The sequence below is a fragment of the Colwellia sp. MB3u-41 genome (genome assembly GCF_014076845.1).
Taxonomy (GTDB): domain Bacteria; phylum Pseudomonadota; class Gammaproteobacteria; order Enterobacterales; family Alteromonadaceae; genus Colwellia_A.
Genome location: NZ_JACGUT010000074.1, coordinates 57,497 through 82,313 on the forward strand (window position 1 = coordinate 57,497; position 24,817 = coordinate 82,313).

At 38.6% G+C, this 24,817-nt stretch carries 19 protein-coding genes and 1 pseudogene; 8 read left to right on the top strand and 12 right to left on the bottom strand.

Features of this window, described 5'->3' with window-relative positions:
• Positions 1-333: 333 nt before the first annotated feature.
• Entirely contained in the window at positions 334-1,131 is a 798-nt protein-coding gene (gene ubiG, locus H4J73_RS07985; RefSeq protein WP_182180864.1) for a bifunctional 2-polyprenyl-6-hydroxyphenol methylase/3-demethylubiquinol 3-O-methyltransferase UbiG, read from the bottom strand.
• Positions 1,132-1,178: 47 nt separating this feature from the next.
• On the opposite strand from ubiG, the gene H4J73_RS07990 reads away from it, so the two are divergent.
• From H4J73_RS07990 to H4J73_RS08000, 3 genes are all read left to right on the top strand, one after another.
• On the top strand, positions 1,179-1,541 hold the full coding sequence (locus H4J73_RS07990; RefSeq protein ID WP_182180865.1) for a DUF2237 family protein: 363 nt from the start codon (positions 1,179-1,181) through the stop codon (positions 1,539-1,541).
• A gap of 201 nt (positions 1,542-1,742) precedes the next feature.
• Complete coding sequence (locus H4J73_RS07995; RefSeq protein WP_182180866.1) at positions 1,743-2,936, top strand: GAF domain-containing sensor histidine kinase; 1,194 nt, start codon at positions 1,743-1,745, stop codon at positions 2,934-2,936.
• Positions 2,937-3,047: 111 nt separating this feature from the next.
• On the top strand, positions 3,048-3,623 hold the full coding sequence (locus tag H4J73_RS08000; protein ID WP_182180867.1) for a DNA-J related domain-containing protein: 576 nt from the start codon (positions 3,048-3,050) through the stop codon (positions 3,621-3,623).
• A gap of 44 nt (positions 3,624-3,667) precedes the next feature.
• Here H4J73_RS08000 and H4J73_RS08005 read toward each other — a convergent pair whose 3' ends face one another.
• The 10 genes from H4J73_RS08005 to H4J73_RS08050 all read right to left on the bottom strand — a co-directional run bounded on the left by H4J73_RS08005 (position 3,668) and on the right by H4J73_RS08050 (position 18,745).
• Positions 3,668-7,288, bottom strand: coding sequence for a response regulator (locus H4J73_RS08005; RefSeq protein WP_182180868.1), 3,621 nt, complete (start codon positions 7,286-7,288; stop codon positions 3,668-3,670).
• A 366-nt stretch (positions 7,289-7,654) separates the two neighbouring features.
• A complete protein-coding gene (locus H4J73_RS08010) occupies positions 7,655-8,443 on the bottom strand; it encodes a phytanoyl-CoA dioxygenase family protein (protein ID WP_182180869.1) in 789 nt (262 codons plus the stop codon).
• Positions 8,444-8,629: 186 nt separating this feature from the next.
• Positions 8,630-8,986 carry a cupredoxin domain-containing protein gene (locus H4J73_RS08015; protein WP_182223857.1) on the bottom strand — a complete coding sequence of 119 codons (357 nt, stop codon included), beginning with the start codon at positions 8,984-8,986 and terminating at the stop codon, positions 8,630-8,632.
• Positions 8,987-9,010: 24 nt separating this feature from the next.
• Positions 9,011-11,287: a heavy metal translocating P-type ATPase gene (locus tag H4J73_RS08020; protein WP_182180871.1), complete on the bottom strand. Its 2,277-nt coding sequence runs from the start codon at positions 11,285-11,287 to the stop codon at positions 9,011-9,013.
• A 325-nt stretch (positions 11,288-11,612) separates the two neighbouring features.
• A complete protein-coding gene (locus tag H4J73_RS08025; RefSeq protein ID WP_182180872.1) occupies positions 11,613-11,753 on the bottom strand; it encodes a hypothetical protein in 141 nt (46 codons plus the stop codon).
• A gap of 78 nt (positions 11,754-11,831) precedes the next feature.
• Positions 11,832-14,975, bottom strand: a complete 3,144-nt coding sequence (locus H4J73_RS08030) for an efflux RND transporter permease subunit (protein ID WP_182223858.1) — start codon at positions 14,973-14,975, stop codon at positions 11,832-11,834.
• A gap of 2 nt (positions 14,976-14,977) precedes the next feature.
• Entirely contained in the window at positions 14,978-16,567 is a 1,590-nt protein-coding gene (locus H4J73_RS08035) for an efflux RND transporter periplasmic adaptor subunit (RefSeq protein WP_182223859.1), read from the bottom strand.
• Positions 16,567-18,045: a TolC family protein gene (locus H4J73_RS08040; protein ID WP_182223860.1), complete on the bottom strand. Its 1,479-nt coding sequence runs from the start codon at positions 18,043-18,045 to the stop codon at positions 16,567-16,569. Before H4J73_RS08040 ends, H4J73_RS08035 begins: the two co-directional genes overlap by 1 nt.
• On the bottom strand, positions 18,038-18,196 hold the full coding sequence (locus H4J73_RS08045; RefSeq protein ID WP_182223861.1) for a hypothetical protein: 159 nt from the start codon (positions 18,194-18,196) through the stop codon (positions 18,038-18,040). The genes H4J73_RS08040 and H4J73_RS08045 overlap by 8 nt, the downstream gene beginning before the upstream one ends.
• A gap of 150 nt (positions 18,197-18,346) precedes the next feature.
• On the bottom strand, positions 18,347-18,745 hold the full coding sequence (locus H4J73_RS08050) for a hypothetical protein (RefSeq protein WP_310649613.1): 399 nt from the start codon (positions 18,743-18,745) through the stop codon (positions 18,347-18,349).
• 337 nt (positions 18,746-19,082) lie between these two features.
• Here H4J73_RS08050 and H4J73_RS08055 point away from each other — a divergent pair.
• A pseudogene (locus tag H4J73_RS08055) lies at positions 19,083-19,586 on the top strand (manganese efflux pump MntP family protein).
• Between the two features lie 39 nt (positions 19,587-19,625).
• Here H4J73_RS08055 and H4J73_RS08060 read toward each other — a convergent pair.
• The gene (locus H4J73_RS08060) at positions 19,626-19,946 is read right to left on the bottom strand and encodes a hypothetical protein (protein WP_182180877.1); all 321 of its coding nucleotides are present in this window, start codon (positions 19,944-19,946) and stop codon (positions 19,626-19,628) included.
• 211 nt (positions 19,947-20,157) lie between these two features.
• Between H4J73_RS08060 and H4J73_RS08065 the strand changes: the two genes are divergently transcribed.
• The 4 genes from H4J73_RS08065 to H4J73_RS08080 all read left to right on the top strand — a co-directional run bounded on the left by H4J73_RS08065 (position 20,158) and on the right by H4J73_RS08080 (position 24,790).
• Positions 20,158-21,063: an ABC transporter ATP-binding protein gene (locus H4J73_RS08065; protein WP_182180878.1), complete on the top strand. Its 906-nt coding sequence runs from the start codon at positions 20,158-20,160 to the stop codon at positions 21,061-21,063.
• Entirely contained in the window at positions 21,063-22,595 is a 1,533-nt protein-coding gene (locus tag H4J73_RS08070; RefSeq protein ID WP_182223862.1) for a hypothetical protein, read from the top strand. The genes H4J73_RS08065 and H4J73_RS08070 overlap by 1 nt, the downstream gene beginning before the upstream one ends.
• A gap of 288 nt (positions 22,596-22,883) precedes the next feature.
• Entirely contained in the window at positions 22,884-24,014 is a 1,131-nt protein-coding gene (locus tag H4J73_RS08075) for a methionine aminotransferase (RefSeq protein WP_259366566.1), read from the top strand.
• Positions 24,002-24,790, top strand: coding sequence for an amidohydrolase (locus H4J73_RS08080; RefSeq protein ID WP_182223863.1), 789 nt, complete (start codon positions 24,002-24,004; stop codon positions 24,788-24,790). Before H4J73_RS08075 ends, H4J73_RS08080 begins: the two co-directional genes overlap by 13 nt.
• Positions 24,791-24,817 lie beyond the last annotated feature (27 nt).

The following is a 24,817-nucleotide window of genomic DNA, read 5'->3' on the forward strand; positions in this document are numbered from 1 at the left end:
GCATGACATAATAGGGCGTAAGTAAAGTAATGTGAATTTTTCATTTATGACGATATTAACTTTGGTGGATAAGTCGCTATAAAAATAGAAGCTTCAAATCAGCTATTATTTTGTCATATGACGTAGCGTTTAAAAAATTTTCACTAAGAACAGAGATTACCTTTGCTATAAAATCGTTAGCTATGCTGCATGAAGCCTAAAAAACACCTCACTTTAATGCTAACCACGTTGCAGAATAGCCTGCACCAATGTCATTGCATTAAAAATTAAGCGTATTTATAACCTGTTAATAGTAAATATTGTCAGTCAGTTAACTATTTACAGATTAACAGTCTAACCGGTCGCTAATTTTTTATAGAGTTGCACATAGTTGACCTCAAGACTTGCGGTGGTTTTCCATGTTTTAGTCACTAAACTATACGACATGCCCATTTCTGTTATCAACTGCATACCCGCCATTGAAGCCATATTATTCAATTCAACAGGGGTTACAAAGTCACGCCAACGGTGCGTACCAATAGGTAAATAACGCATTATATATTCGGCGCCAACAATCCCAACCAGGTAAGATTTACACGTACGATTGAGTGTCGCCATAATGACACAGCCATTGAAATTACATAATTGACTACATTCTTTTACCAAATTTTTCTTATTCGGGACATGCTCTATAACTTCAGCATTAATGACAACATCGTAACGGTTCTGGTCGTTTGTGCTCGTGTGGTGCGCATGCTCATGACGATATTCAATATCAAGCTGAGATTTCAGCGCATGACGCTTCGCAACTTCAATACTCATCTCACTCACATCGATGCCTACTACGCTAGCACCTGCTTTTGCCAAAGGCTCACAAACCAAGCCTCCACCACAACCCACATCTAAAATATGTAAGCCTTGCAGTGGCGCATCGTTTTTGGGATCTCGGTCGTAGAATAAGCATATTTGCGCTATAAAATACTCGACACGAGCGCGATTAAATTCAAGTGCGGTCTTGTACTTACCATTTGGATCCCACCAACTCTCTGCCAATTTATCAAATTTGGCTATTTCTGCAGGACTAAAATTCCCAACAGAAGTGCGTTCAGTGCTATCATTTGGAATCGAGTTAAGCTTACTTTTGTCTAGCATAGTAGGTCTTCCATTTCATTTAACGTTCATTAATACGAGGCACCTTCATGGATAATCAATTCAATGTATTAGGTACAAATTTACAGTTATGTTGTAGTAATACGGGCTATACCCGAAAAGGGTTTTGTTATGTACCAGAATCAGACTTTGGCAACCACAGTGTTTGTGCAATTATGACTGATGAATTCCTGCAATTATCAAAAGCACAAGGCAATGATTTAATCACTCCTAACCCTATGTATGACTTTCCAGGCTTAAAAGCCGGTGATAAATGGTGCTTATGTGCTGTTCGATGGTATCAGGCGATTGCCGCTAATGCTGCTCCTCCTATTGTGCTTGAGGCAACCAACCAAAAAGCTTTGGCTGTGGTGTCTTTAGATATTTTAAAAGCCCATGAGTATAAAGGTTAATAATAGTACAGAGCGAACCAAACAGTCACATTAATTAGGCCTATCGATTGCCTTAGTGAATTGTTAACTTACTCGGCAGTCGTTTGACGTTTAACAAATTATGCTAAGTTCAATAAATTCAGCAAATTCAAGTTATAATGTTACGATTAACAGCTAATTATCGTCTAGACTTAGTTAATACACAGTAAGGATTTGAGCATTATGATAAGTGCCGGGCTGCACCCTAAAGAAACACAACGTATTGATGAGTTACTTCGCTACGAAGTATTGGATACTGAAGACGAGAAAGCACTCGATGAACTGACTCAGTTAGCGAGTGCAATTTGTGGCACATCTATCTCACTTATCTCGCTTATAGATAAAGACCGTCAGTGGTTTAAATCTCGCGTAGGACTTAATGCACCTGAGACACCAAGAGAAATAGCTTTTTGTTCGCATGCGATTTTACAAGACCAAATATTTGAAATACCTGATACCTTAGAAGATAAACGCTTTATTGATAACCCACTTGTAACTGGTGCACCCGATATTCGCTTTTATGCGGGCGCGCCACTTGTCAGTACAAATGGTTTGCCTATAGGTACTTTGTGCGTTATTGATACTGCTCCTAAAAAACTAGATGAAAAACAGCAATTAGCATTAACCACATTGGCTAAACAAGTGGTTAGTCAACTGGAACTGAGGCTTCGTAATCGCCAGCTATTGCGCATGCAAAAAGATCAAGAAAAAATATTTGCTGTAATGTCTCATGATTTACGGTCCCCTTTTAACGGGATTTTGGGGCTATCAAAAATTCTCCATCAAAACGCTGACACACTTGAGCCTGAGCTTATCGCTGAAATGGCAAACGGTATTTTAGAGTCATCTCTGACTTTCTATCAATTATTAGACGAAATTTTACAATGGTCACGAAATCAATTAGGTGCGATTCATGTTGAGTTAAAAGCGACTGCTTTAAACCCGCTGATAACAGAAACGCTCGATTTAATGAAAGAGAACTTTATCCTAAAAAAACTTACTATTAAACACGAAAAAAATGAAGATACACAGGCTATGGCAGATGTTAATTTAACTAAAACTATTCTTCGTAATTTACTGGCAAACGCAATCAAATACACGCCAGAGCAAGGTAATATACATATAAAAACACAAACTATTAAGGGTGAAGTTCAACTGATCATTACGGATACGGGACAAGGTATTCCACTTGATATACAAAGCGGGTTATTTAGTGAGAGTGTCGCGAGCAACCATGGTACTCAAGGAGAATTAGGTCACGGTTTAGGGTTAAGTTTATGTGGTGATTTTGCCCGTAAACAACAAGGCTACTTATCATTAGACAAAGAGTATAAAGACGGCGCTAAATTAATACTCAATTTCCCTCGTATTTCTTAATGATAAGAATAGAAATAGCTCGAGGTTTATTATTGTGAGCCCTTTTCTCTGGCTAAGTTACCTTCCGCTACAAAGAAGGTTCAACAACAAATCAACCGTAAACCAACGCCAATGATTAATCCGTTAATTATTCCGATATTGGGATATTTAAGACAACAGAATAGTTCATGTTCGTTGCTTGATTTGGTCACACTTTGTCATCAGGACTTTTTATTGCTTATTGGTAAGGATGTCGACCATCAGGTTGTTATTTTCCAAAAGAATTTTTTTGTAATGAATGCGCTTTATCAAATTCAACGAGACATTCAAACCGAGGGGTTTATACTCACAATTCTTCCGTTAGCAATCTCTATGGGGCCAAATTCCACTGATAGTGCTAATGCCTTGACCACCCGCGATACTGAACTCGCCAGCTACTATTTAGACTGGTCTAATTTGAATAACATCACCGTTGAAGAAGTCGAAACACTTTTTTCAAGTTTTTGGCAAAGGTATCGTGAGATAGATAAGGTTGATGCTGCTCTGATGACCTTAGGGCTAGATAAAGACGTGAATTGGTCTAAGATACGTAAAGCTTACCGTAAAAAAATCACCCTTAGTCACCCTGATAAAGGTGGATGCGCAGAAGACTTTATTGAAATCCGCACAGCCTATGAAGTGTTAAGTTTTAGTTATCGTGGAACTTAACGCTAAAAAAGCAGAAAGTAACATTGTACAAGCTTCTCATCTGGTTAAGTGATAGAAGATTCATGCTCAGATAACCAACGCGTTAATGCCTCTTGGAGCTTACTTGGGTTTACTGGTTTAGAAATAAAGTCGTCCATGCCTGCAGCTAAACATTTCTCTCTATCTCCTTGCATTGAATTTGCGGTCATCGCAATGATGGGAATTTTTCGGTTAAGTACATTCGATTGGGGAAGGCGAATTCGTTGAGTGGCTTCATAACCATCCATTACTGGCATTTGACAATCCATAAGCACTAAATCAAAAGGTAAATGGTTTAAAGAGCTGAGTGCTTCTTCGCCATTCGCAGCCAAGTCAACTTGTACCCCAAACTTTTTCAACAAGCCTTGAGCGACTTTTTGATTAACAGCATTATCCTCGACTACCAGCACTCTTGCCTTGAATTGAGGAAGTTTGCGTGCACTGTGAGCCGTGACTAATGATTGTTCAGGGGAATTAACATCTGCTATTGTCATTAAGGTATTGTAAAGAACAGACTGATCAATAGGTTTATTAAGATATCCGTTAAAACCTGCTGTTTTTAGCTTTTCAGCATCACCGCGTTGACCTTGTGAAGTAAGCATCATTAAACAGGTATTTGCAAAAAGGCGACTGCCATCTTTAATTTTCGCCGCTAATTGAAAGCCATCCATTTCAGGCATTTGCATGTCAAGAATGGCAATATGATAAGGGTACCCTTGTATCGCAGCTTCCGCTAAATTCTCTAAAGCTTTATGGCCATTATCTACCAAGGTATGCTCCACCTGCCACTTAGTGAGCAGTAATCCTAATAACGTTCGGTTTGTTAAGTTATCATCAACCACAAGTATTTTTTTATTCTGCAAATTGTTATAAAATTTCTTTGGTGGCGTATTTTTGGCATTCGCTATATTGAGTGTAAACCAAAATATTGAACCTTCACTTTCAACACTTTTCATCCCTATTTCACCGTCCATCAATTCAACTAATTGTTTACTTATCGATAGCCCTAATCCGGTACCTCCATATTTACGGGTAGTTGAACCGTCAGCTTGGCTGAAACGTTCAAAAAGTTTATTTTTCTGCTGTTTAGTAAGACCAATTCCACTATCAGATATCTCAAAGAGAAGTGTTGTACGTTGCTCTGTTTGCTCTTGCACTTTGCAATAAACAGACACCTCACCTTGTTCAGTAAATTTAATCGCATTACCAACAAGATTATTAAGTATTTGTCGGATACGTCCAGAGTCTGCAATAAAAGATTGAGTAGGTATGATATTAGCAGGAAAAATAAGTTCTAACCCTTTATCATGAGCCTGAAAAGCAAGACTACTAGCAAGTTCATGCAGCAATAATTCTAAATCAAACTCAAGGGGTTCAAGCGCTAACATACCTGCTTCAACTTTAGAATAATCAAGAATATCGTTAATAACCCCTAGCAGCGATTCAGCACTGCTTTTTACTGTTTTCGCAAAATCTTGCTGCTCTTGATTTAATGGGGTATCAAGTAAGAGATTAATCATACCGATTACACCATTCATTGGCGTACGTATTTCGTGGCTCATATTCGCTAAAAAATTAGTTTTCGATTCGTTGGCAACATCAGCTTGTTTTTTCGCTTGGGCTAGGCGAATAATCGTTTCTTTTTGATGGGTAATATCAGTACTAATATAGGTGTTACCATTGAATTTATTATAGTTATCGTAAAGTGGCACAATAGTCGTGTCTAACCAATAAAGTTGATCTCCTTTGGCTTTAATCCGCACTTCATCGTGCCAAAACGCACCATTAGAAACTGCCAAGTAAATGTTGAGCCAATAATCTTTTGACTGATTTTTTGCATTTAAAATACGATGATTTTCACCAATAAGTTCTTCACGCCGATAGCCACTGATCGCACAAAACTTATCATTAGCGTAGGTAATAACACCTTTCGTATCGGTGACAAAAACAAGGGAATGCTCATCCATTGCGTTTTTTTGCACCGCCAAATCTTTTTGCGCTAAAATGCGCTTCCCCTCATTTTCAACCCGCGCATCAATTTCTGTTTTGAGCCTTTTGTTCATGCGGAAAAATATTAAAATAATCAAAATCAACAATGATATTATCGGTAGAGCCCAAAAAAGAATAGTGGATAACTTTGTCCCTGATTGTACGTGAACCGACAGCCAATTATTCGCAATAGCAGAACGTTTTTTTTCATTCATAGCGGCAAAAGTTTTATTTAAAATAGGAATAAGGGGTTCAAGTCCTTTTCGAACAGCCATTGATAATTCAAGTGTATAAGGAGTGAATGAAGTGATAATCAGGTCATTAATTTTATTTTTGTTTATTTCATAATTAATCGCAGCAATTGAATCAACAAAAGCATCGATTTCACCAGACTGTAACTTTTTAAGTCCATCTTCAACCGAAATAACGTCAACTATATTTATATTGGGATAATCTCGAGTAATAAGTTCGTTATAAACATAGCCTTCAATTAGGCCAAGCCTTCTGTGGCGTAGCGATGATAAACTTTCAGCATAAAAAGCATTCTTTTTACTGACAATGACCAATGAAATTTCAAAATAGGGTTCCGTAAAACGAATATACTCTGCTCGTTCTTTTGTATAAAAAATGGCAGACATAACATCAATATTACCACGTTTAAATTCCTCAAACGCTTCGCCCCAACTACCGCCTAACCTAAGTGTTAAATTTATTCCGAGTTGTTGTTTAGCATACTGCATGTAATCAGCTGAAATACCACTATGAACGCCCTGTTGATCGTTAAATTCAAACGGTGGAAATGCGGAGTCTGTCCCCAAACTAAATGAATTATTTTGTGATAACCATTGTTTTTCACTTTCTGTTAAATGAGGATTAGTTGACGCTGTTTCAAAAAAAGGTTTTAACGTTGGTAGCCATTTCTTTTCTAATTCGATGATTTGATTAACCGGAATATTTTCGATACCTGTATTAACCTTAGCTAATAATTCAGGTTGACCTTTTGCTATCAACGCAAAGACATTATTTGAAGCAATTACCTCATCAGAAATAGTGAATACGCCACTTAAACCTTTTTTAGCTATTTGTGCAAAAGCATTAGGTAATTCAGCAACCACAGCCTGAACATCGTTAGTTAATAATTGCTCAATTCCCTCATCGAGGATTTCAAATGTAGTTAAACCTATACCTGGAAAGTGCTTTTTCAAATATGACTCTTGAAAACTATGGTTTTGAGTCGATATGATTACGTCATGAAGTTCTTTAAGCTTCGCGTTTTTATTGATTGAACGATTATAAATGATACCGGTTTTTACGTTATGGATAGGCAATGAGAAGTCTGCCCATTGTTCTCGTGCTTTATTTTTAAAGAGTCCAACATGGAGCGTGTTTTTCTGTTTTATTAACGCTAAGCTTTCTCTAAAAGGCACAACTACAAAGCGTATAGGGATATTATTTATTTTAGACCAGAGTTCCCAAAACTCAATATAAAGTCCGCTAGGAGTACCGTCAGGTAAGTTGAAACTAAAGGGTAAGTTATCTTCAGCAGCAACGATTGTAATAACGTTCGACTGCTCTTTGCTTTGTTCTTTTGAGAGTAACGGAGAACTATAGAAAATGACCAGCGTTAATAACAGATAAAAAGGTGTGCTTAATTTCATATTTCTCATATTAGTATAAGTTAAATAAATTTTTATTCGGTGTATTACACAAGTTATGGCCTCATTTCAATTTGTATTGATAAGAAGTAATTTGCCATGCAACATAGACGAATGTAATAACGATCACCTAATCTACTTATTGTTGAATAAAACGTCAAACATCATAAAAAAATAATGGCGCGTTTTTGATAATACTGCGTCGTTGATTTGATTAAAAAGAGTTTATCTGAAACAAACTTAAATCGCTCTTATCTAAGCTGTTAAAATTCATCAAGGAATTAAGTGAAACAGCTTGCGATAATCAAGTTTTTTGGCTGTTATAAAAAACAAACAGACTAATACCGTATTCCCCTTCCTTGAGGATTGTTACTTAAGGTTAATCGTTTTTAACTGCAGCGTATTAACAAATAACCTGGGATCATCTATTTTGTCCAGCATTGAACGTTCGGGTAAACAGTCGTCATCAACGTAGTCAGCAAAATCTCCAGCTGAATCAAAAACTAAAATATCTAGCGCTAATCGATCCATTCCGTAAAGACCTCGGTGGATCATGTCAGCCGAAAAAACTAACAAGTCGCCTGCGGCTAACTTAATCGCTTTGCCACTAGAGAGGTTTTCACTACTGAGCCTACCCTTTTCTTCTTGTCGGACATTATATTCTTCTTCATTGTCCCAGCGCTTATGTGTTTCAGGCACGAGTTCCATACCAAGCTCGTCAAATAAAGGCACGCGAAGGTGAACAACTTGCGTTTCCTGAATCGCTTTTTTTTGCGCTTCAACTTCATGGTCGTATTGACAATCTCGATGCCAAAAATCTTTTTGTGTAGGATCAACGGGGTTGAAAAATAATTGGGTATTCATAAATGCAGGATTATTTGTTATAACCGATTCAACAATATCCATTACTTTCTTTGAACTGATGAAGTTAAAAAGCTTCACTCTATCGTCGAACGCCAGGTATTGGCTTCCCGTAATTAAAGAAGAATTAAACGCTTCCTCTTGATAGAATTTTGCGTTGTCTTTTTTCCATAAGTCATGAAATTTCAGCACTACTTTTCTCAATGATGAAATTTCAGCGGCATTAAAGTAATCTCTAATAACAACGTAACCTTGATCGTCATAATTGCTTTTTAATTGACTGCGATTTTCTACCATTAACGCATACTACCTTTACTTTATAATGAGAGTTTACTGTACTTCTTCAGAGGCTGCTCTGCTAACCTTGCCAATTATAACGCATTAAATTATCGTTATTCAATGCTCACGACATCGATTACGCCTTCCGCCCACGCTTTCATTTAGGAGGGTGTAGACAATTCCATGGTGAATGTGTAGATAAAGTTATTTAACCACTAAAGTGCCATTATATATTTTCATTGGGCAATGAAATGGATATTCTCCTGGCGGCATTGACGGTAAAAAAATCGACTTACTGATATCCAACGGTAACTCTTCATTTATTTCAAACGTAGGAAAAATCACCGTTGCCGCGCAAGGACTGCCATCCTTACGAAGAAATTTAAGGGAGATTTCCTTTCCTGCTTCAACCTTTATTTTAGCTGGTTGATAAATACCATTATTTACAATTATTGTGATATTTTCAGTAGTTGTATCAACCGCTTTGGCAGGTTTATATAGCCAAAACCACCAAATAACAAGCCCTATAAGTGCTCCCCCCATTACATTAGTTATTATCATTTTACTTATTCCTTTATCTATAAATCAGTGTTCTTGGGGCTTAAAAAACCTGAGTCGATTAGCGTTACTTACTACAGTCAAAGAAGAAAAAGCCATCGCCGCGCCTGCAATAACTGGACTTAGCAATACACCAAAAAATGGATATAAAATCCCTGCGGCAAAGGGTACACCGGCAGCATTATAAATAAAGGCGCCAAATAAATTTTGTTTGATGTTCCGTAAAGTGGCTTTACTGACCGCGATGGCATCAGCTAAGCCATGAAGAGAGCCTCTCATTAAGGTAATATCTGCGCTCTCAATAGCCACATCAGTGCCCGTTCCAATAGCAAAACCGACATTAGCAAGCGCTAAGGCCGGCGCATCATTTATACCATCGCCTGTCATCCCAACTACTTCTCCCTGTACTTGCAGCTCGGCAATTTTAGATGACTTATCTTCTGGTAATACTTCAGCATAGAATTCACTTATGCCCACTTTATCCGCTACAGCTTTTGCTGTAGCCTGGTTATCGCCCGTTAACATCACCACTCGAATACCATTAGCTTGTAAACGTTTAATCGCTGAAATTGAATCTTCTTTTATCGGGTCTGACACAGCAATGAGCGCGGCTAACTCGTTATTTAGTGCAAAATACATCGGCGTTTTAGCTTCGCCCGCCATCACTTGAGCCCGTTCAATAATAGCCTGAGTAAGGGGAATACCTTGCTCGACCATTAGCTTTTCATTACCAAAATATAGCTTTTCACCGCTAACAGTACCCTGAACGCCTTGCCCGACGATAGCGTTAAAAAATTCAACTTTATCAAGCGGTAATTCTTGCTCTTTAGCTGAGTCAACAATCGCTTGTGCCAGAGGGTGCTCTGAGCCTGCCTCTAAACTAGCGACTAATGACAAGATAGTATTATCCTTCATGTTATTAAACACCAAGACATCGGTAACCTTAGGTGCACCTAAAGTGATAGTTCCCGTTTTATCTAAGACCATTGCTGTTATTTTTGAAGAGGTTTGCAACGCTTCACCATTACGAATGAGTACACCCGCTTCTGCGGCTTTACCTATTCCCACCATTACAGACATAGGTGTCGCTAATCCTAAGGCACAAGGGCAAGCAATAATTAACACGGTGGTCGCTGAAATCACTGCAAAGGCGACCGTAGGTTCAGGACCAAAGTTCAACCAAATTAAGGCACTACTAATAGAAACAATCATAATCACAGGAACAAAATAGGCAGAAATAACATCAGCTAAGCGGCCAATAGGGGGTTTAGAGTTTTGTGCACGTTTCACCATGCTTATAATTTGTGCGAGGGCTGTGTCTTTTCCAACTCGGGTAGCGTTAAAAATAATCGCACCTGATTTGTTAATAGTACCTGCAGCGACTTTGTCACCAACCTCTTTTTTAACAGGCATTGGCTCCCCTGTTAACATCGACTCGTCAATTGTACTGCTACCTTCAATAACCGTTCCATCAACAGGCACTCGCTCGCCAGGTCTTACTCGCACTTCGTCATTTAATAAAACTTGCTCAATAGTAATATCTAGCTCTTTAGCGTCTCTTATCACTCTGGCGGTTTTAGCTTGTAAACCGATTAAACGCTTTATAGCTTCACTGGTGCGTCCTCGTGCTTTTACCTCAAGTGCTAAACCTAAGTTAATTAAACCAATGATCATCGCTGTCGCTTCAAAATAAACATGGCGAGCCATTTCAGGTAATGCTAACGGAAAAATCACCACTATCATTGAATACAGCCAAGCAGTACCCGTACCTAAAGCAATTAAGGTGTCCATATTGGCACTGTGGTTAACCAATGATTTATAAGCGCCAATATAAAAATGCTTTCCTGCAAAATACATAATTGCCGCGCAGAGCAAACCAACGACCAACCAAACTCCGCGTTCCAAATTAGAATTTACCGTCATGGGTCCGCCTAATAAGCTATACAGCATTAACGGCGCACCTAAACCTAAGCCAATCCAAGTTTGTAACATCAGCTTTTTATAGTATTTATTTTCAGCGGCCTCTTTTTCATTTAGTAGCTCCTCGTCACTGGTATCTTGAGCACTTTTTGCGTTATAACCAATAGACTCAACAGCTTTGATTAATTGTTGTGGGGAAATGTCCTGCTGCATTGTGATACTGACAGTTCGTAATGCAAAATTCATTTCGGCGTTTTTAACCCCGATAATTTCTTTCAAAACAGTTTCTATTTTACCAACACAACTGGCGCAACCAGCCCCTTCAATGAGAAGTTCTAGGGTTAATAATTCAGTTGCTCTTAACTTGTTTGTTGAGTGACTCATTTATGCCTCCTTTGTTGATAAGAGAATGACCACCGAATCACCTTATTGAACCTTTGACTCTAAGCCTTCAGCGAAATCTTCAATTAAATGACAAATTATTTCACTTGTTGGTGCTTTATTTGGCTTACTCTGCCAGTCAGCTATCGCTGACGTTAAACGACTTCTTAAGGCTAAGGTTTGCTGAAACTGACGCTCAGTTTCATGTGGTTTTTTCTCAATTAATGCTCTGGCGAGCTGACATGCACTGTGACCTTTGTTAGCTTCAACGAGTATTTTCTCTATATTTTTTACAGTAAACCTAGCTATACAGCGCTTATAATAAAACTCAACCTTTTTTGGTCTTTAATACTGTAAGACTTATACCTATTGTGAGCATTTTTATTGGGAAATAAAAAACATTACGGGTGTAATCCCAAACGGTATTGATGGTCACCATTAACATTTTTACTAATTCATTTACTTTCATGATGTTTCCCATGACTAATATTAGTTGGCAATTGCTTAAAGCATAAACCTATGAATAACAAATATCTCAAGGCTTTTTTTATGCTTCATTGGTTTTTATCGATGACGAACGCCATAAATAAAATAATGCAGGTAAGACAAGTAATGTCAATATAACCGCACTGAAAACGCCGCCAATCATAGGTGCTGCAATTCGACCCATCACTTCAGAGCCGGTCCCTGTACCATACAAAATAGGTAACAAACCAATAAATATGGTCGCTGAAGTCATCATCACCGGACGAACACGCATACCAGCGCCATGTAAAACCACTTGAAGTACATCTTCTTTGGTAGTGGCAATATCTTTTTCGCGGTGCTCGCTGAGCATTTCTTGATAAGCTTGATTCAAATACACCAACATAATGACACCAACCTCTACCGCAACACCTGCTAGCGCAATGAAACCAACACCTACAGCCACTGAGAAGTTGTAGCCCTCTAGATACATTAACCAAATACCGCCCACCATCGCTAATGGTAAAGTACCCATGATCATCGCGACTTCAATCACATTCCTAAAGTTCAGATAAAGTAGAATAACAATGATAAATAAAGTGAGCGGCACAACATAAGCCAACTTAGCTTTAGCACGTTGCATGTATTCATATTGGCCTGCCCATGCAATAGAGTACCCGGCCGGTAATTTCAATTGGTCAGCGACTACTTTCTGTGCAGCAACGACATAAGTCCCAACATCAACGCCGTCAATATCAACAAAAGCCCAACCGTTTAAACGAGCATTTTCAGATTTTATCCCCGGAGGGCCATCCTCGATAATAATATTAGCAACATCGCCCAAGGAAATACGTTGGCCATTAGGGGTAACAATAGGCAACAAAGATAATTGTTCAGGCGAATCACGATAATCTTGTGGATAACGTAAGTTCACCGGATAACGCTCTAAACCTTCAACCGTTTGAGTAACATTCATCCCACCAATAGCCGTAGCGATAACTTGCTGTATTTCAGCAATATTTAAACCGTAACGTGCGGCTTTTGCTCGTTGAATATCCACTTTTATATACCTGCCACCAGCAACACGCTCTGAATAAACGGACGCGGTGCCAGGTACATCTTTTAAAATCACTTCCAACTGTTTACCAATATCTTGAATAATCTCGAGTCTAGGGCCAGCAATCTTGATTCCTACGGGTGTTTTAATACCTGTTGCTAACATATCAATACGTGTTTTAATCGGCATAACCCACGCATTAGTCACACCCGGCAGTTGCACTAACGCATCGAGTTCTTGTTTCAAACTTTCAGTTGTTACACCTTCTCGCCATTGGTCCTGAGGTTTAAACTGAATAAAGGTCTCTATCATGGTAAGAGGTGCTGGGTCTGTTGCAGTGTCGGCTCGGCCAACCTTACCAAACACTGTTTTAACCTCAGGAACGGTTTTAATCAGCTTATCGGTTTGTTGCAGTAACTGCCGCGCTTGCCCTATTGAAATACCAGGGTAAGTGGTTGGCATATACATCAGATCTCCTTCATCAAGCGGTGGAATAAACTCGCTACCGATTTTATCTAATGGATATATCCCAATAGCAAGAATTGCGAATGCTGCTACTAGCGTCATCTTTGGAAAACGCAAAACGGTTTTCAACGCAGGCATATAGATAAAAGTTAACAATCTATTGACCGGATTTTTATGCTCCGGAAGCACTTTTCCTCGAATAAAATACCCCATAAGTACCGGTACTAAGGTAATAGCTAATACGGCAGAAGCCGCCATGGCATATGTTTTGGTAAAAGCTAGCGGGGAAAACATCCGTCCTTCTTGTGCTTCTAAGGTAAATACTGGCAGAAAACTCACTGTAATAATTAATAAGCTAAAGAATAATGCTGGCCCGACTTCACTGGCTGATTCACTGACGATTTGCCAACGATTTTCATTGGTTAAGGGCTTATCTTTCGGAAGAGCCTCTATGTGCTTATGCATATTCTCAACCATCACGATTGCACCATCTACCATTGCTCCAATGGCAATGGCAATCCCTCCTAACGACATGATATTTGCGTTTAGGCCTTGCCAGTGCATCACAATAAATGCCGTTAAAATTCCTACGGGAATACTGATAATGACAACAAGGGAAGAACGAACATGAAATAAGAAAATGATGCAAACTAACGCGACGACCCCAAATTCTTCAAGAAGTTTATAAGCAACATTTTCGACTGCTCGTTCAATCAAGGCAGATCTGTCATAAACAGGCACTATTTCAACGCCTGCTGGTAGTCCTTTTTTCAGCTGTTCAAGTTTTTCTTTGACACGGTTTATCACTTGCTGAGCGTTTTCACCAAACCGCATGACGACTATGCCACCAACCGTTTCACCTTCGCCGTTAAGTTCAGCGACACCACGTCGCATTTGTGGCCCTGTGCCTATATCGGCAACATCTTTTAGCAGTAAAGGTGTGCCTTTTTCGTTCACCCCTAGAGGGATATTTTCTAAGTCTTCGACACTTTTAATGTATCCCGTAGCCCTTACCATATATTCGGCTTCGGCCATTTCAACAACTGACGCACCTATTTCTTGATTACCTTGTTTAATCGCCATTTGAATATGTGAAAGAGGAATACCAAAAGCACGTAATTTATCGGGATCAATTATCACTTGATACTGTTTAACCATGCCGCCCAGAGCAGAAACCTCTGATACACCGGGTACGGTTTGCAACTCAAACTTTAAGAACCAATCTTGTAAACTACGTAATTGGCTTAAGTCATGTTGACCTGTTGGGTCTGTTAGCGCATACAAATATACCCAGCCAACACCCGTAGCATCAGGGCCTAGTTGAGGGCGAGCATCACTGGGTAAATTTGGCGCAACTTGACTTAAATATTCAAGTACCCGTGAACGTGCCCAATAAAGGTCAGTATATTCATCAAAAATGACATAAACATAAGAGTCACCAAAGAATGAATAACCGCGCACGGTAACAGCACCAGGTACAGAGAGCATAGCAGTGGTTATTGGATAAGTGACTTGATCTTCAACCACTTGCGGCGCTTGACCGGGGTAACTTGTTTTGATGATAACTTGCACATCTGATAAGTCAGGTAGTGCATCAATGGGCGTTTTGCTAACAGAATACAAACCAGCACCAACAAGTAATAATGTCGCTAACAGTACGAAAAATCGATTACCAACAGACCAACGAATAATAGCCGTGATCATGGTTATTCTCCTTGGTCGTTAGCAACATTTTTCATTGTTGCGTCAGCTTTAGTCATGGTCATTGCACTGACAATAATAAAATTATTATCTCGAATTTCAAAGGTAAACATCACATAAGCATGCTTTGAAAATAAGGTCATATCAACCTTCTCATCAACAATGAAATCAACGATGTCTGCTGCGCGTCCCCATTTTTCTATAGCTTCTCGGTTGATAGTTACCATGCGATGATCGAACATAGCCGAAACGACGGTTCCATTTACTGTTGCAGAAGAAACAGATGTCGACGAAACCTTGCTATTGCTTCCACTCATCTTCATTGATTTATCTTGGTCAGACACTTTCTGGGAAGGCTCTTTATCGGAAACTTCATAATACATGCGCTTAAAATCAGACGATTTGCTTGACTCTGAATCGAGTAGAAATTGTGCAGAACTCACCACTTCTTCCCCGTCGCTAAGCCCTTTAAGTATTTCAACACTTTCACTGCCATAACGTCCCACTAAGACCTCTACAGATTTGAAACTTCCCTCACCTAATGCAAGCACAACTCGGTCTTGCTTTCCTGTTCTGATCAAGGCCTCTTTTGGAATAATCAGCGCTTGTTCATCATCGGTTGTATGAATGGCAATTTGCGCAAACATATTTGGTTTAAATTCACCTTTTTCATTATCGAAGCGTAAACGTACTTTCACTGTACGTGTTTTAGCATTAAGCGTTGGATAGATATAATCCACTTGACCTTCCCATGTTCTGCCCGGTAAATAATCAAGTGTCATTGTGGCGGGTGTCGCCATTTTAACTTGCCCAGCTTGTCTTTCAAAAACTTCAGCTTCAACCCAAACTTCAGAAAGGTCACCAATTGACATTAACGTAGAACCTGGTTTTACAAAGGAGCCTTCACGTACGTTAAGATTTTCAACAACGCCCTTTTGTGGTGAATAAAAGGTTATTCGCTGTTGAACTTTTTTCGTTTCTTTGAGTTTTTCAATAGCGACTTTAGATAGCTGTAATGCCGACAATCTATTTTCTGCAGCCTTTATTAGTCGACTATTTTTTCTATCTATTGCTAATAATAATTCCTCTTGAGCATTCACTAACTCTGGAGAATAAATATCATATAAAGGTTGATTGTTTTTAACACGATCGCCAACTGACTTAACATAGAGCTTCTCTATCCATCCCTGCACACGCGGGTTAATATGAACAAGTTTGTCTTCATTATAAGCAACATAACCCACAGTGTTTATTTCCGTATGTAATGACTTATAATTTGCTGTTACCGTGCGTACCCCTAAGTTATTAATAACATCTGGTAATATGCGAATGGTGCCTGCACCTTCATTTGGGCCGGCACCGCCATCATCATAGACAGGCACTAAATCCATTCCCATCGGCGACTTACCTGGTTTGTCTTTTTTATAATTTGCATCCATTGGTGCGACCCAATAAATTGGTTTTTTCTCTTGGGATACCATGGTGGTTGCTTGGTTAGTCTCTAGCGGCGTAATAAAGCGAGTGGCACTAAAAGTGAGAATACCGCCGATTATTATGCCCAGAATTATTGGTTTTGCTGAGGTCGTTGTACTCATTATTCTTCTCCCCAAACAACCGTTTTTTTACGGCTACTGGTTAAATTCACGTTGTTTGTTTTTTGTGGTTTCGCTGCCATACCAAGATTACCTATAAACAGGTAGTTAAGTTCTAGCCGTATTTTTTGTTCTTCTACGTTAATGGTTAACTCGTCTATTTCGGCATTTAACACCGCGATACGTGAACGAACAACTTCTGAAAAGTCGCCATCATCATTGGTATAGGCAGTCAAAGAGGCTTCTGCTTGATCGTGTATTTGTGGTAATAATTGGGTTGTATACAAGTTTTGTCGGTCTTTTAAACGCAGTAATCTTCCTTTTGCACTCGAATAAGCACCAAGTAATTGTCGAAGTAAGAGTAACTTCTCTGTTTTCATCGCTTCGGTTTGAAATATCGCTGATTTAACTTCTTGGTCTTGTCGATTTTCAGTAAAAAGTGGCAAATCGAATGTCACACCAACAGAGAATAAGTCAGCTCGACTTCTGCCCATAGGATCATCCGTGCGATACCCGTAACTTGCGGTTACTCCCCATTCAGGCTTGTACTTTTGCTGTGCTAACTTGATGCCTGTTTTAGTAGCTTTTATCTTGTTTTCGAATGCCATAACAGACGGGTGGCTTAAGAAGTGTGCGATCAATTCACTTGGCTTTAGCCAACTTTCTTTGGTAGCTAAATCAGGAGTAAGTAACGCTATTTGGGGTAACTCTTGGCTGAGCACGATATTATGTAAAGTGTTGTTTAAAGAATAATCAGTGACTGAGTATGTTTCATCACCTGAGTTACTTCCCCTTGAAAACGTGGCTAGCCACTGAGAAAGCATTCCCTCATAGTGATTTTTCTGTTGTGCTAATTTATCTAACCTGTCATCTAAATAGGTCAACTCTAATTGTGCTCGAACAATATCTTGCTGACGTGTTTTACCTAAGGCAGATGAATAGCTTGCTGTTGCTACATCGGCTAACTGTTCAAATAACGATCTGTTTTTTCCAATTAGAACGATACTTTGCTGAATTCGATAAGCGTCTAACCATAAACTTCCAACCGTTACGGCGACCTTTGATTCCCTGTCTTTTCTTTGATAAGGAAACGCTTCACTTTGTATTTTAAGTTGTTGGCTTTTAATGGCTAAAGTATCTCCACGAGGAAACATTTGTGAAATGCCCACTTTAGCCTGTGTCATACCTTCTTGGCCAAAATCAAAACCATTCACCGGTAAATTTGCCAGAGTCACTGACACTTTGGGGTCTGGCAAAGTATTAACCGCCCTACTCATTGATTCAATAGCGCTTTGCTTATGCACATTCCCTGTTAACCAAGGATCATTTTTTTGAGCGGCCTTAACTGCCTTTGTAAAAGATAGCGGTGCGTTACTATTCTTTAAAGGCAACGGTGTAGCACTTGCTGATAAAAATGTAAAAGCTAGAATTCCTACAACAAATTTCATACAAAACGGTTGAACAAATTTATGCTTATTCATGAGTGTTTTTCCTTAACGGATTGACCATCACCATAGCCAACGTGAGAAGTAGCGGCATAATGAGTAATGCAAGTACCTGACTTGTTGAGCAACTAGTCATAGCTTTAGCAAAAGAAGCGATTAATTTTAAGGTAACTTTATTTGAAGACATAACCCCTCCGAGAGGGATATTAATTAATATTTTTATTCATTAAGTTTGTTTTGAGGGGGATAAAGTCGTTATAAAAAACGACATCAAAAAAGCCTAATACAGTGTATCGTTACATAAATGCGCCAAAATTTGGACACAATGATGCTGTATTTAGCTTAATATGGGTGGGCGGTATAAAGACGATGGTTGTTGGCTTAATGCCAAATGAGAAAAGGAAAGTATTTTAAATGAAAAATTAACGATCGGGCCGTTATCTGTAACATTTCTCATCAATGCAATGATCATTGAGCACCCTCCTGTAAAGCAGTTACAGGTACTATCACAACAATCTTTCATCGATTTATCAGCAGCCTCTAATTCCTCAAAGCTGCCAGAAGCAACAACCATATTATGGTCACTGTGATCCATCATAGACATGTCTTGCGATTGCTCGTTCATTACCTTCATATTCATCATATGATAAGACATAATAGTCGACGCCATTGCCTGACCAACAAAGGCCATACAAGCGAGCAATACTATTAATGTTTTAGATAATTTAAAAGTCACAAGAACCTACAAACTATGATAATTAGCGTAAATGATTGCATAACCTATATTTATATTCAATAAAAATAAGGTGATGTTTTAAAACAGCAACGTGATCAAATGATGATTACTGTTACTTAGATTTAATCAACACGTTATTTCAAATAGCTTTTAAGGATGGAAATACAACGGGGTTAAATCTCTATAAGCATACCGTGAAAGGTATTGGTGTGCTCGAGATAGCTTTAATTAGCCCTTACGATGAGAATTATTTTTCATGAAACATATTAACGTAAAAATTATATTCATTGGAGTTTACAAAGTGTTCAACATAGTCATTCTCGCATTAGCATTAAGTATGGATACATTTTCGGTATCAATAGGTTTAGGATAAAAATGCACGAAAAAAACCACCTCGCTTGCGGTTATGGCTGGGTTATACTTTGGTATTTTTCAAGAATTAATGCCTTTATTAGGTTATATGGGCGGTATAGGTCTTTTTAGTTGGGTTGGGATTTATGCACCTTGGATAGCATTTTTCTTACGGGTATTAATTGGTGGAAAAATGATTTACGAATCGCTTTCTAAAGGCATAGAAGAAGATATCGCTAAAATTACCCATAGGATCATGTTGGTGCTTGCTATAGCAACCAGTATAGATGCAATGGCGGCAGGATTTTCTTTAACGATACTTGAGGTCAATCCGTTTATTGCATGCGCGACAATCGGTATTACCACATTGTTTTTCAGTGCTATTGGTGTTTTTATTGGCGCAAGAAGTGGTACATGGCTCGAAAGTAAATCAGAGTTATTAGGAGGTATAGTACTGATATTAATTGGACTAAAAATGTTGTTTATATAATTTATAATTTTGGGCTTATTTACCTATTAATGTTGTAAATTAACGCTCATATATCATCCAAAGTTTATAATAAACCGCGTTACAAGTGGCATTATCGTCCATAACACCATCTCTATTACAATCTGAACCCGTAAGAGATTTAACAACATCTGTGCCATAGATAGAGACATCGTCTTGATCAGGTTGAACAATAATCGTCACTTTAGGTGATTTTTCAATGAAATCGGCAACATTTTTATATAAGGCAAATTCTTCTTTTGAAATAACCTCGCTTATATCAATTTTTTTTAATTCACCCGCATCAGTGTTGCTTGAAAAAAGCCCTAACACGCTGACAATAAAAGCACTGAAAATTTTCACATAACGCTCCTAAAAAGAATAATGATTATACCAACCTCTAGTTAAGCTTCGCTCAATAATTTTTATTTATTTCACTAATAGTTAGTGAGATTGATCAAGCGGGTAAATTTCAAAAACTCACAGCCCAACTTAAACCTTTGATTTGTAAGTGTTTATTTTTTGGCGTGATATTTGCTAAATTGATCTCATCTTAATGAGGAAGAGAACTATAATGCTATTGGATATTCAATCACTTAGTCATCAATACCAAGATGGCAAAAATGCAAAATTCGCCATAAAGTCGCTGTCATTAAACGTTGTACCTGGAATTTTAGGTTTGTTAGGTCCTAATGGTGCAGGAAAGTCTACCTTAATGCGTATTCTTGCAACGATCACAAAGCCTAGCCAAGGGAAAATTCTATGGCAAGGACAAAATATTATCAAGTCACCGCAGTTATTGCGTAACGAACTCGGTTACTTACCACAATATTTCGGTGTTTATGACCAGTTGTCAGGTACTGAGTTTTTGCAATATATGGCCGGGCTAAAGGGATTAAATGAATCTTTAGCCAAGCAAAAAATTGAAGATTTACTTAATAAACTCAATCTTACACATGCCGCACATTTACCATTAAAAGGCTATTCCGGTGGTATGAAACAACGTATTGGTATTGCACAAGCTTTACTCAATGATCCAAAGTTACTGATTATCGACGAGCCAACTGTTGGCTTAGATCCGCAAGAGCGTGCAAATTTTCGCCAGCTATTAACTGAGTTAGCCGATGATCGTTGCATTATATTTTCAACGCACATAGTAGCAGATGTTGAATCGATAGCCGACCGTATTGCTATTATGCAAGCGGGACAATTAATTCAGTCAGCAACGCCAAGCGCACTGCAAGATAAAGTAGCGAATAAGTGCTGGCACCTCACCTGCAATGTCAGTGAATTAAAAAAAGTTCAGCACGACTTTATTATTAGTCACAGCGTACGAAAAGAAAACAAGGTTGAATTAAACATTGTCGCTGACTATTGCCCTGCTGCTCGAGCAACGTCAAGAGCACCATCACTAGAAGATGCCTACCTGTACTTTACCAGTAATAAACGTGCTCAAACTGATCTGTCGAGGGCATGTTAATGAGTCAGTTATGGCAATGTATTCTCGCCGACTTTAAACAACGAACGCGCCAACAAAGTTTTGTTGTTACTTTGCTGGCAATGTCGGTATTAACCTTACTTTTTTTCCCTTCTCTAGATGATCAATATCAAACGCTAGTGGTCAATGGTTACCGAGGTATTTATAACAGTGCTTGGCTCGGTATTTGTTTGGCAATGTTAAACGTTTTATTTCTACCACTCATCTGTTTTTATCTGGTCAAGAATGGGCTTGAATTAGACCGACAATCAATGACCAGTGAGCTTATTGCAGCAACGCCTATTAACAAGCTCACTTTTTTATTTGCAAAATGGTGTACTAATGTACTCATTTTAGTTTCTATCGTGATGGTTATGTTGATCAGTTGTATTTTACTTCAGCTCTACTACGGAGAAAGCTATCAAATAGACCTTTGGGCGTTAGCCTGGCCACAATTAGTGTTTGTATTGCCAATGCTATTAGCGGTTGCTTCATTAGCGATAATGTTTGAAACAATTAAATGGCTTAAAAATGGCTTGGGTAATGTTGTTTATTTTTTCTTATGGACCGGTTCGATTATTCAATCCATTGAAAGTGTTTCAGGAATAGGCGCAATACTTTCTCAACTAGATACAGAGGTTGCAGAACGTTTTCCGCTACAACAAGGCTCAACACATATCGGCGTTACCATAGTCAATGAAGTAGAAACCGTTAACACTTTTATTTGGCAAGGCATAGAACCATCAATTTCGAACCTGTTGGGTATCATACCTTTACTGATTATTAGCTTGAGCTGCTTTATAATTGCAGTGATATTTTTTGATCGTTTTAGTCAACATTCACTTACCGAAAACAAACAGTCGTCAAAATTAGTTAACTTCTTAAACACACAAGTGATCAGCCGACTTGATATTCCTTTTTATTTGCTAACCAAGCATTACGCTTTTACACGTTTATTACGATTAGAGCTAAAATTATTACTCAAAGGCCATTCAACTTACTGGGTAATGGGACTTTTAACATTAAACATCATACAGTTGTTTATTAGTCAGCAATTATTGGTCAACGTATTTTTGCCGCTTTCATGGTTGTGGTGTGTTTTAGTCGTTTCGCAGCTCGGACAAATAGAGAAACAAGCGAATACTACCGAATTAATAACCTACAGTAAAAAGTCAGCAATACAGCAAAGTTTAGCCAGCTACTCTTCAGCATGGGTGTTATTGACAATGGCAAGTTTAGGAAGTGCACTTAGATTTGCGGCAATGTCCGAGTGGCTGTTAATCATTCAATTAATTATAGCTATTTCATTTACCGTATCACTTGCCTATTTTTGTGGTGCATTTACTGGCACAAAACGTATGTTTGAAGTGCTATACCCAGCAATTTGGTATATGGGACCGATTCAAGCAGCGTTATATCTAGACTTTTTTGGTGTTAATAGCCAAGTAAGTTGGCAAGCAGAAACACCTTACTATTTTCTCGCCATTTCAATAGCTTTACTTGTCTTAACGGTGAGGAATAAAAGTGTGCGTTAATTATGTCGCGCTTTAACCATGTTAACCTGTTAGTTCTTTTATTAATTTAAGCCCCTTTAGAAGGCACTTAATATTTAAACATGATAACGATTGAACTCGTCAGCTGTTAGCCTTAACATTCGGTTGATGCGTTCAATGCCTATTCAAATTAAAACTATCGCCTCTTGAACAATGCTAACTTAAACACTGACCACCGAAACATATTCACCTAAGAAATCAAGGGAGCCATTTGTGCCATCTTCTTTTACCCGTAAACTGCCCAACGTAGATACCAGTATTTTCACTGAGATGTCGATGATGGCAAATCAACACCAAGCCATAAATTTATCTCAAGGCTTTCCTGAGTTTGACACGCCTGCTTTTTTAAAAGATAAAATTAATCAGGCGATCAATGAAGGAAAAAATCAATACTCCCCTTCAAACGGTTTGCCCGATTTATTAACGCAAATTGCAGAAATGGTACATAGGCAATATCAATCGCATTTAACTGATGAAAAAAAACTCAATGGTCTAAACAATATTACCATTACCTCAGGTGCTACCGAGGCATTATGGGTTGCGATTCAAACGCTGATCAGCCCAAATGATGAAGTAATTATTTTCGATCCCGCCTACGACTCTTATGAACCAGCGATTGAACTTGCCGGAGGCACGTGTCGACATATTGCACTTGCTGCGCCAAGTTATGCCATAAATTGGCTATTAGTTGAACAAACGATTAATACAAAAACACGTGCCATTATTATTAATAGCCCACACAACCCAACAGGTTCAATATTAAACGCATCTGATTTACGTACGCTACAAGCTTTGGTTGAGAAGTACGATTTATATGTCATTAGCGACGAAGTTTACGAACACATGACCTTTGATGGTTTACGCCATGAGAGTGTTTTACGTTACCCTGATTTATTTAAACGTGCCTTTGTTGTTTCTAGCTTTGGTAAAACCTTTCATTGTACTGGTTGGAAAATGGGCTATTGCGCCGCACCCGCTGAACTTACAGCCGAATTTAGAAAAATTCATCAGTACGTTACCTTTTGCTCATTCACGCCAGCACAAATTGCTATTGCACAAATGTTGAAAGAACAACCATCACATATCACTGCGTTAGCCAGTTTCTATCAGCAAAAAAGAGATTTACTCATAAAAGCCTTAAAAGACTCTCGCTTTACCCTGCTTCCATCAAAAGGCACTTACTTCTTATTACTAGATTATTCAGCTATATCAACGTTAAATGATCGTGATTTTTGTATATGGTTAACCAAAGAAATAGGCGTTGCGGCTATTCCACTGAGTCCGCTTTATCCCGCAGAACATAGGGAAGCTTATCATCAAGAGCATAAAGTGATACGACTGTGTTTTGCTAAAAATGACGAAACCTTACTAAAAGCCGCAGGAATATTATGTCAACTTTAACCATAGCCGCAGTACAGTTTAATATTCATTGGTTAGACCAACAAGCCAATTTAAAGCAATTAGAACAGCTGATCCGCGATCACTTTATTGACAATACGGCTGTCGACTTATTATTACTCCCAGAAACATTTTCAACCGGTTTTTGTATCAACAGAGAAGACGTGCAAGAACCAGAAGATGGTGGCATGGCTTTAGTCTGGTTAAAAAAAATGGCAAAGCAATACAACTGTGTCGTCGCGGGTACGGTGTTAGTGAGCCAACACGATAAAAAGGTCAATCGTTTTTATTGGGTGTTTGCTGATGGAACCGTTGAACATTATGATAAACGTCATCTTTTTCGTTTAGGTAAAGAGCAAGACCATGTAGAACAGGGCCAAAACAGAAAAGTGATCACGATTAACGGCATAAAAATACTGCCATTAGTTTGTTATGACTTACGCTTTCCTGTTTGGTCGAGAAACCGTCAAGACTATGATTTAATGGTTAATGTTGCTAATTGGCCGGCCCCACGACGTCATATTTGGGACACGTTATTAAAAGCACGTGCAATGGAAAATCAAAGCTTTGTTGTGGGGGTTAATCGCGTTGGTGCAGACGGCAATAATGTTCCTCACTCAGGTGGAACAACCATCATTAATTTTGACGGTGAAAACATACTTAGTGCCACTGATAATCAACAAAAAATCATTGCCACACAGCTTGATTTTAGCAAACTTGAAAAATTTAAAGCTAACTTCCCTGCCTTTTTAGATGCGGATGAATTTGAGCTGAAATAGATACGTCTAAAGAGTCTGTTAGATTTA

Bases quoted from the DNA above. Each gene is read 5' to 3' on its own strand.
- H4J73_RS07995 (WP_182180866.1), top strand. From the start codon at position 1,743: ATGATAAGTGCCGGGCTGCACCCTAAAGAAACACAACGTATTGATGAG.
- H4J73_RS07990 (WP_182180865.1), top strand. From the start codon at position 1,179: ATGGATAATCAATTCAATGTATTAGGTACAAATTTACAGTTATGTTGT.
- H4J73_RS08015 (WP_182223857.1), bottom strand. From the start codon at position 8,986: ATGATAATAACTAATGTAATGGGGGGAGCACTTATAGGGCTTGTTATT.
- H4J73_RS08030 (WP_182223858.1), bottom strand. From the start codon at position 14,975: ATGATCACGGCTATTATTCGTTGGTCTGTTGGTAATCGATTTTTCGTA.
- H4J73_RS08075 (WP_259366566.1), top strand. From the start codon at position 22,884: ATGTCGATGATGGCAAATCAACACCAAGCCATAAATTTATCTCAAGGC.
- H4J73_RS08025 (WP_182180872.1), bottom strand. From the start codon at position 11,753: ATGAAAGTAAATGAATTAGTAAAAATGTTAATGGTGACCATCAATACC.
- H4J73_RS08020 (WP_182180871.1), bottom strand. From the start codon at position 11,287: ATGAGTCACTCAACAAACAAGTTAAGAGCAACTGAATTATTAACCCTA.
- ubiG (WP_182180864.1), bottom strand. From the start codon at position 1,131: ATGCTAGACAAAAGTAAGCTTAACTCGATTCCAAATGATAGCACTGAA.
- H4J73_RS08005 (WP_182180868.1), bottom strand. From the start codon at position 7,288: ATGAAATTAAGCACACCTTTTTATCTGTTATTAACGCTGGTCATTTTC.
- H4J73_RS08065 (WP_182180878.1), top strand. From the start codon at position 20,158: ATGCTATTGGATATTCAATCACTTAGTCATCAATACCAAGATGGCAAA.
- H4J73_RS08040 (WP_182223860.1), bottom strand. From the start codon at position 18,045: ATGAATAAGCATAAATTTGTTCAACCGTTTTGTATGAAATTTGTTGTA.
- H4J73_RS08045 (WP_182223861.1), bottom strand. From the start codon at position 18,196: ATGTCTTCAAATAAAGTTACCTTAAAATTAATCGCTTCTTTTGCTAAA.
- H4J73_RS08070 (WP_182223862.1), top strand. From the start codon at position 21,063: ATGAGTCAGTTATGGCAATGTATTCTCGCCGACTTTAAACAACGAACG.
- H4J73_RS08035 (WP_182223859.1), bottom strand. From the start codon at position 16,567: ATGAGTACAACGACCTCAGCAAAACCAATAATTCTGGGCATAATAATC.
- H4J73_RS08010 (WP_182180869.1), bottom strand. From the start codon at position 8,443: ATGGTAGAAAATCGCAGTCAATTAAAAAGCAATTATGACGATCAAGGT.
- H4J73_RS08000 (WP_182180867.1), top strand. From the start codon at position 3,048: ATGATTAATCCGTTAATTATTCCGATATTGGGATATTTAAGACAACAG.
- H4J73_RS08080 (WP_182223863.1), top strand. From the start codon at position 24,002: ATGTCAACTTTAACCATAGCCGCAGTACAGTTTAATATTCATTGGTTA.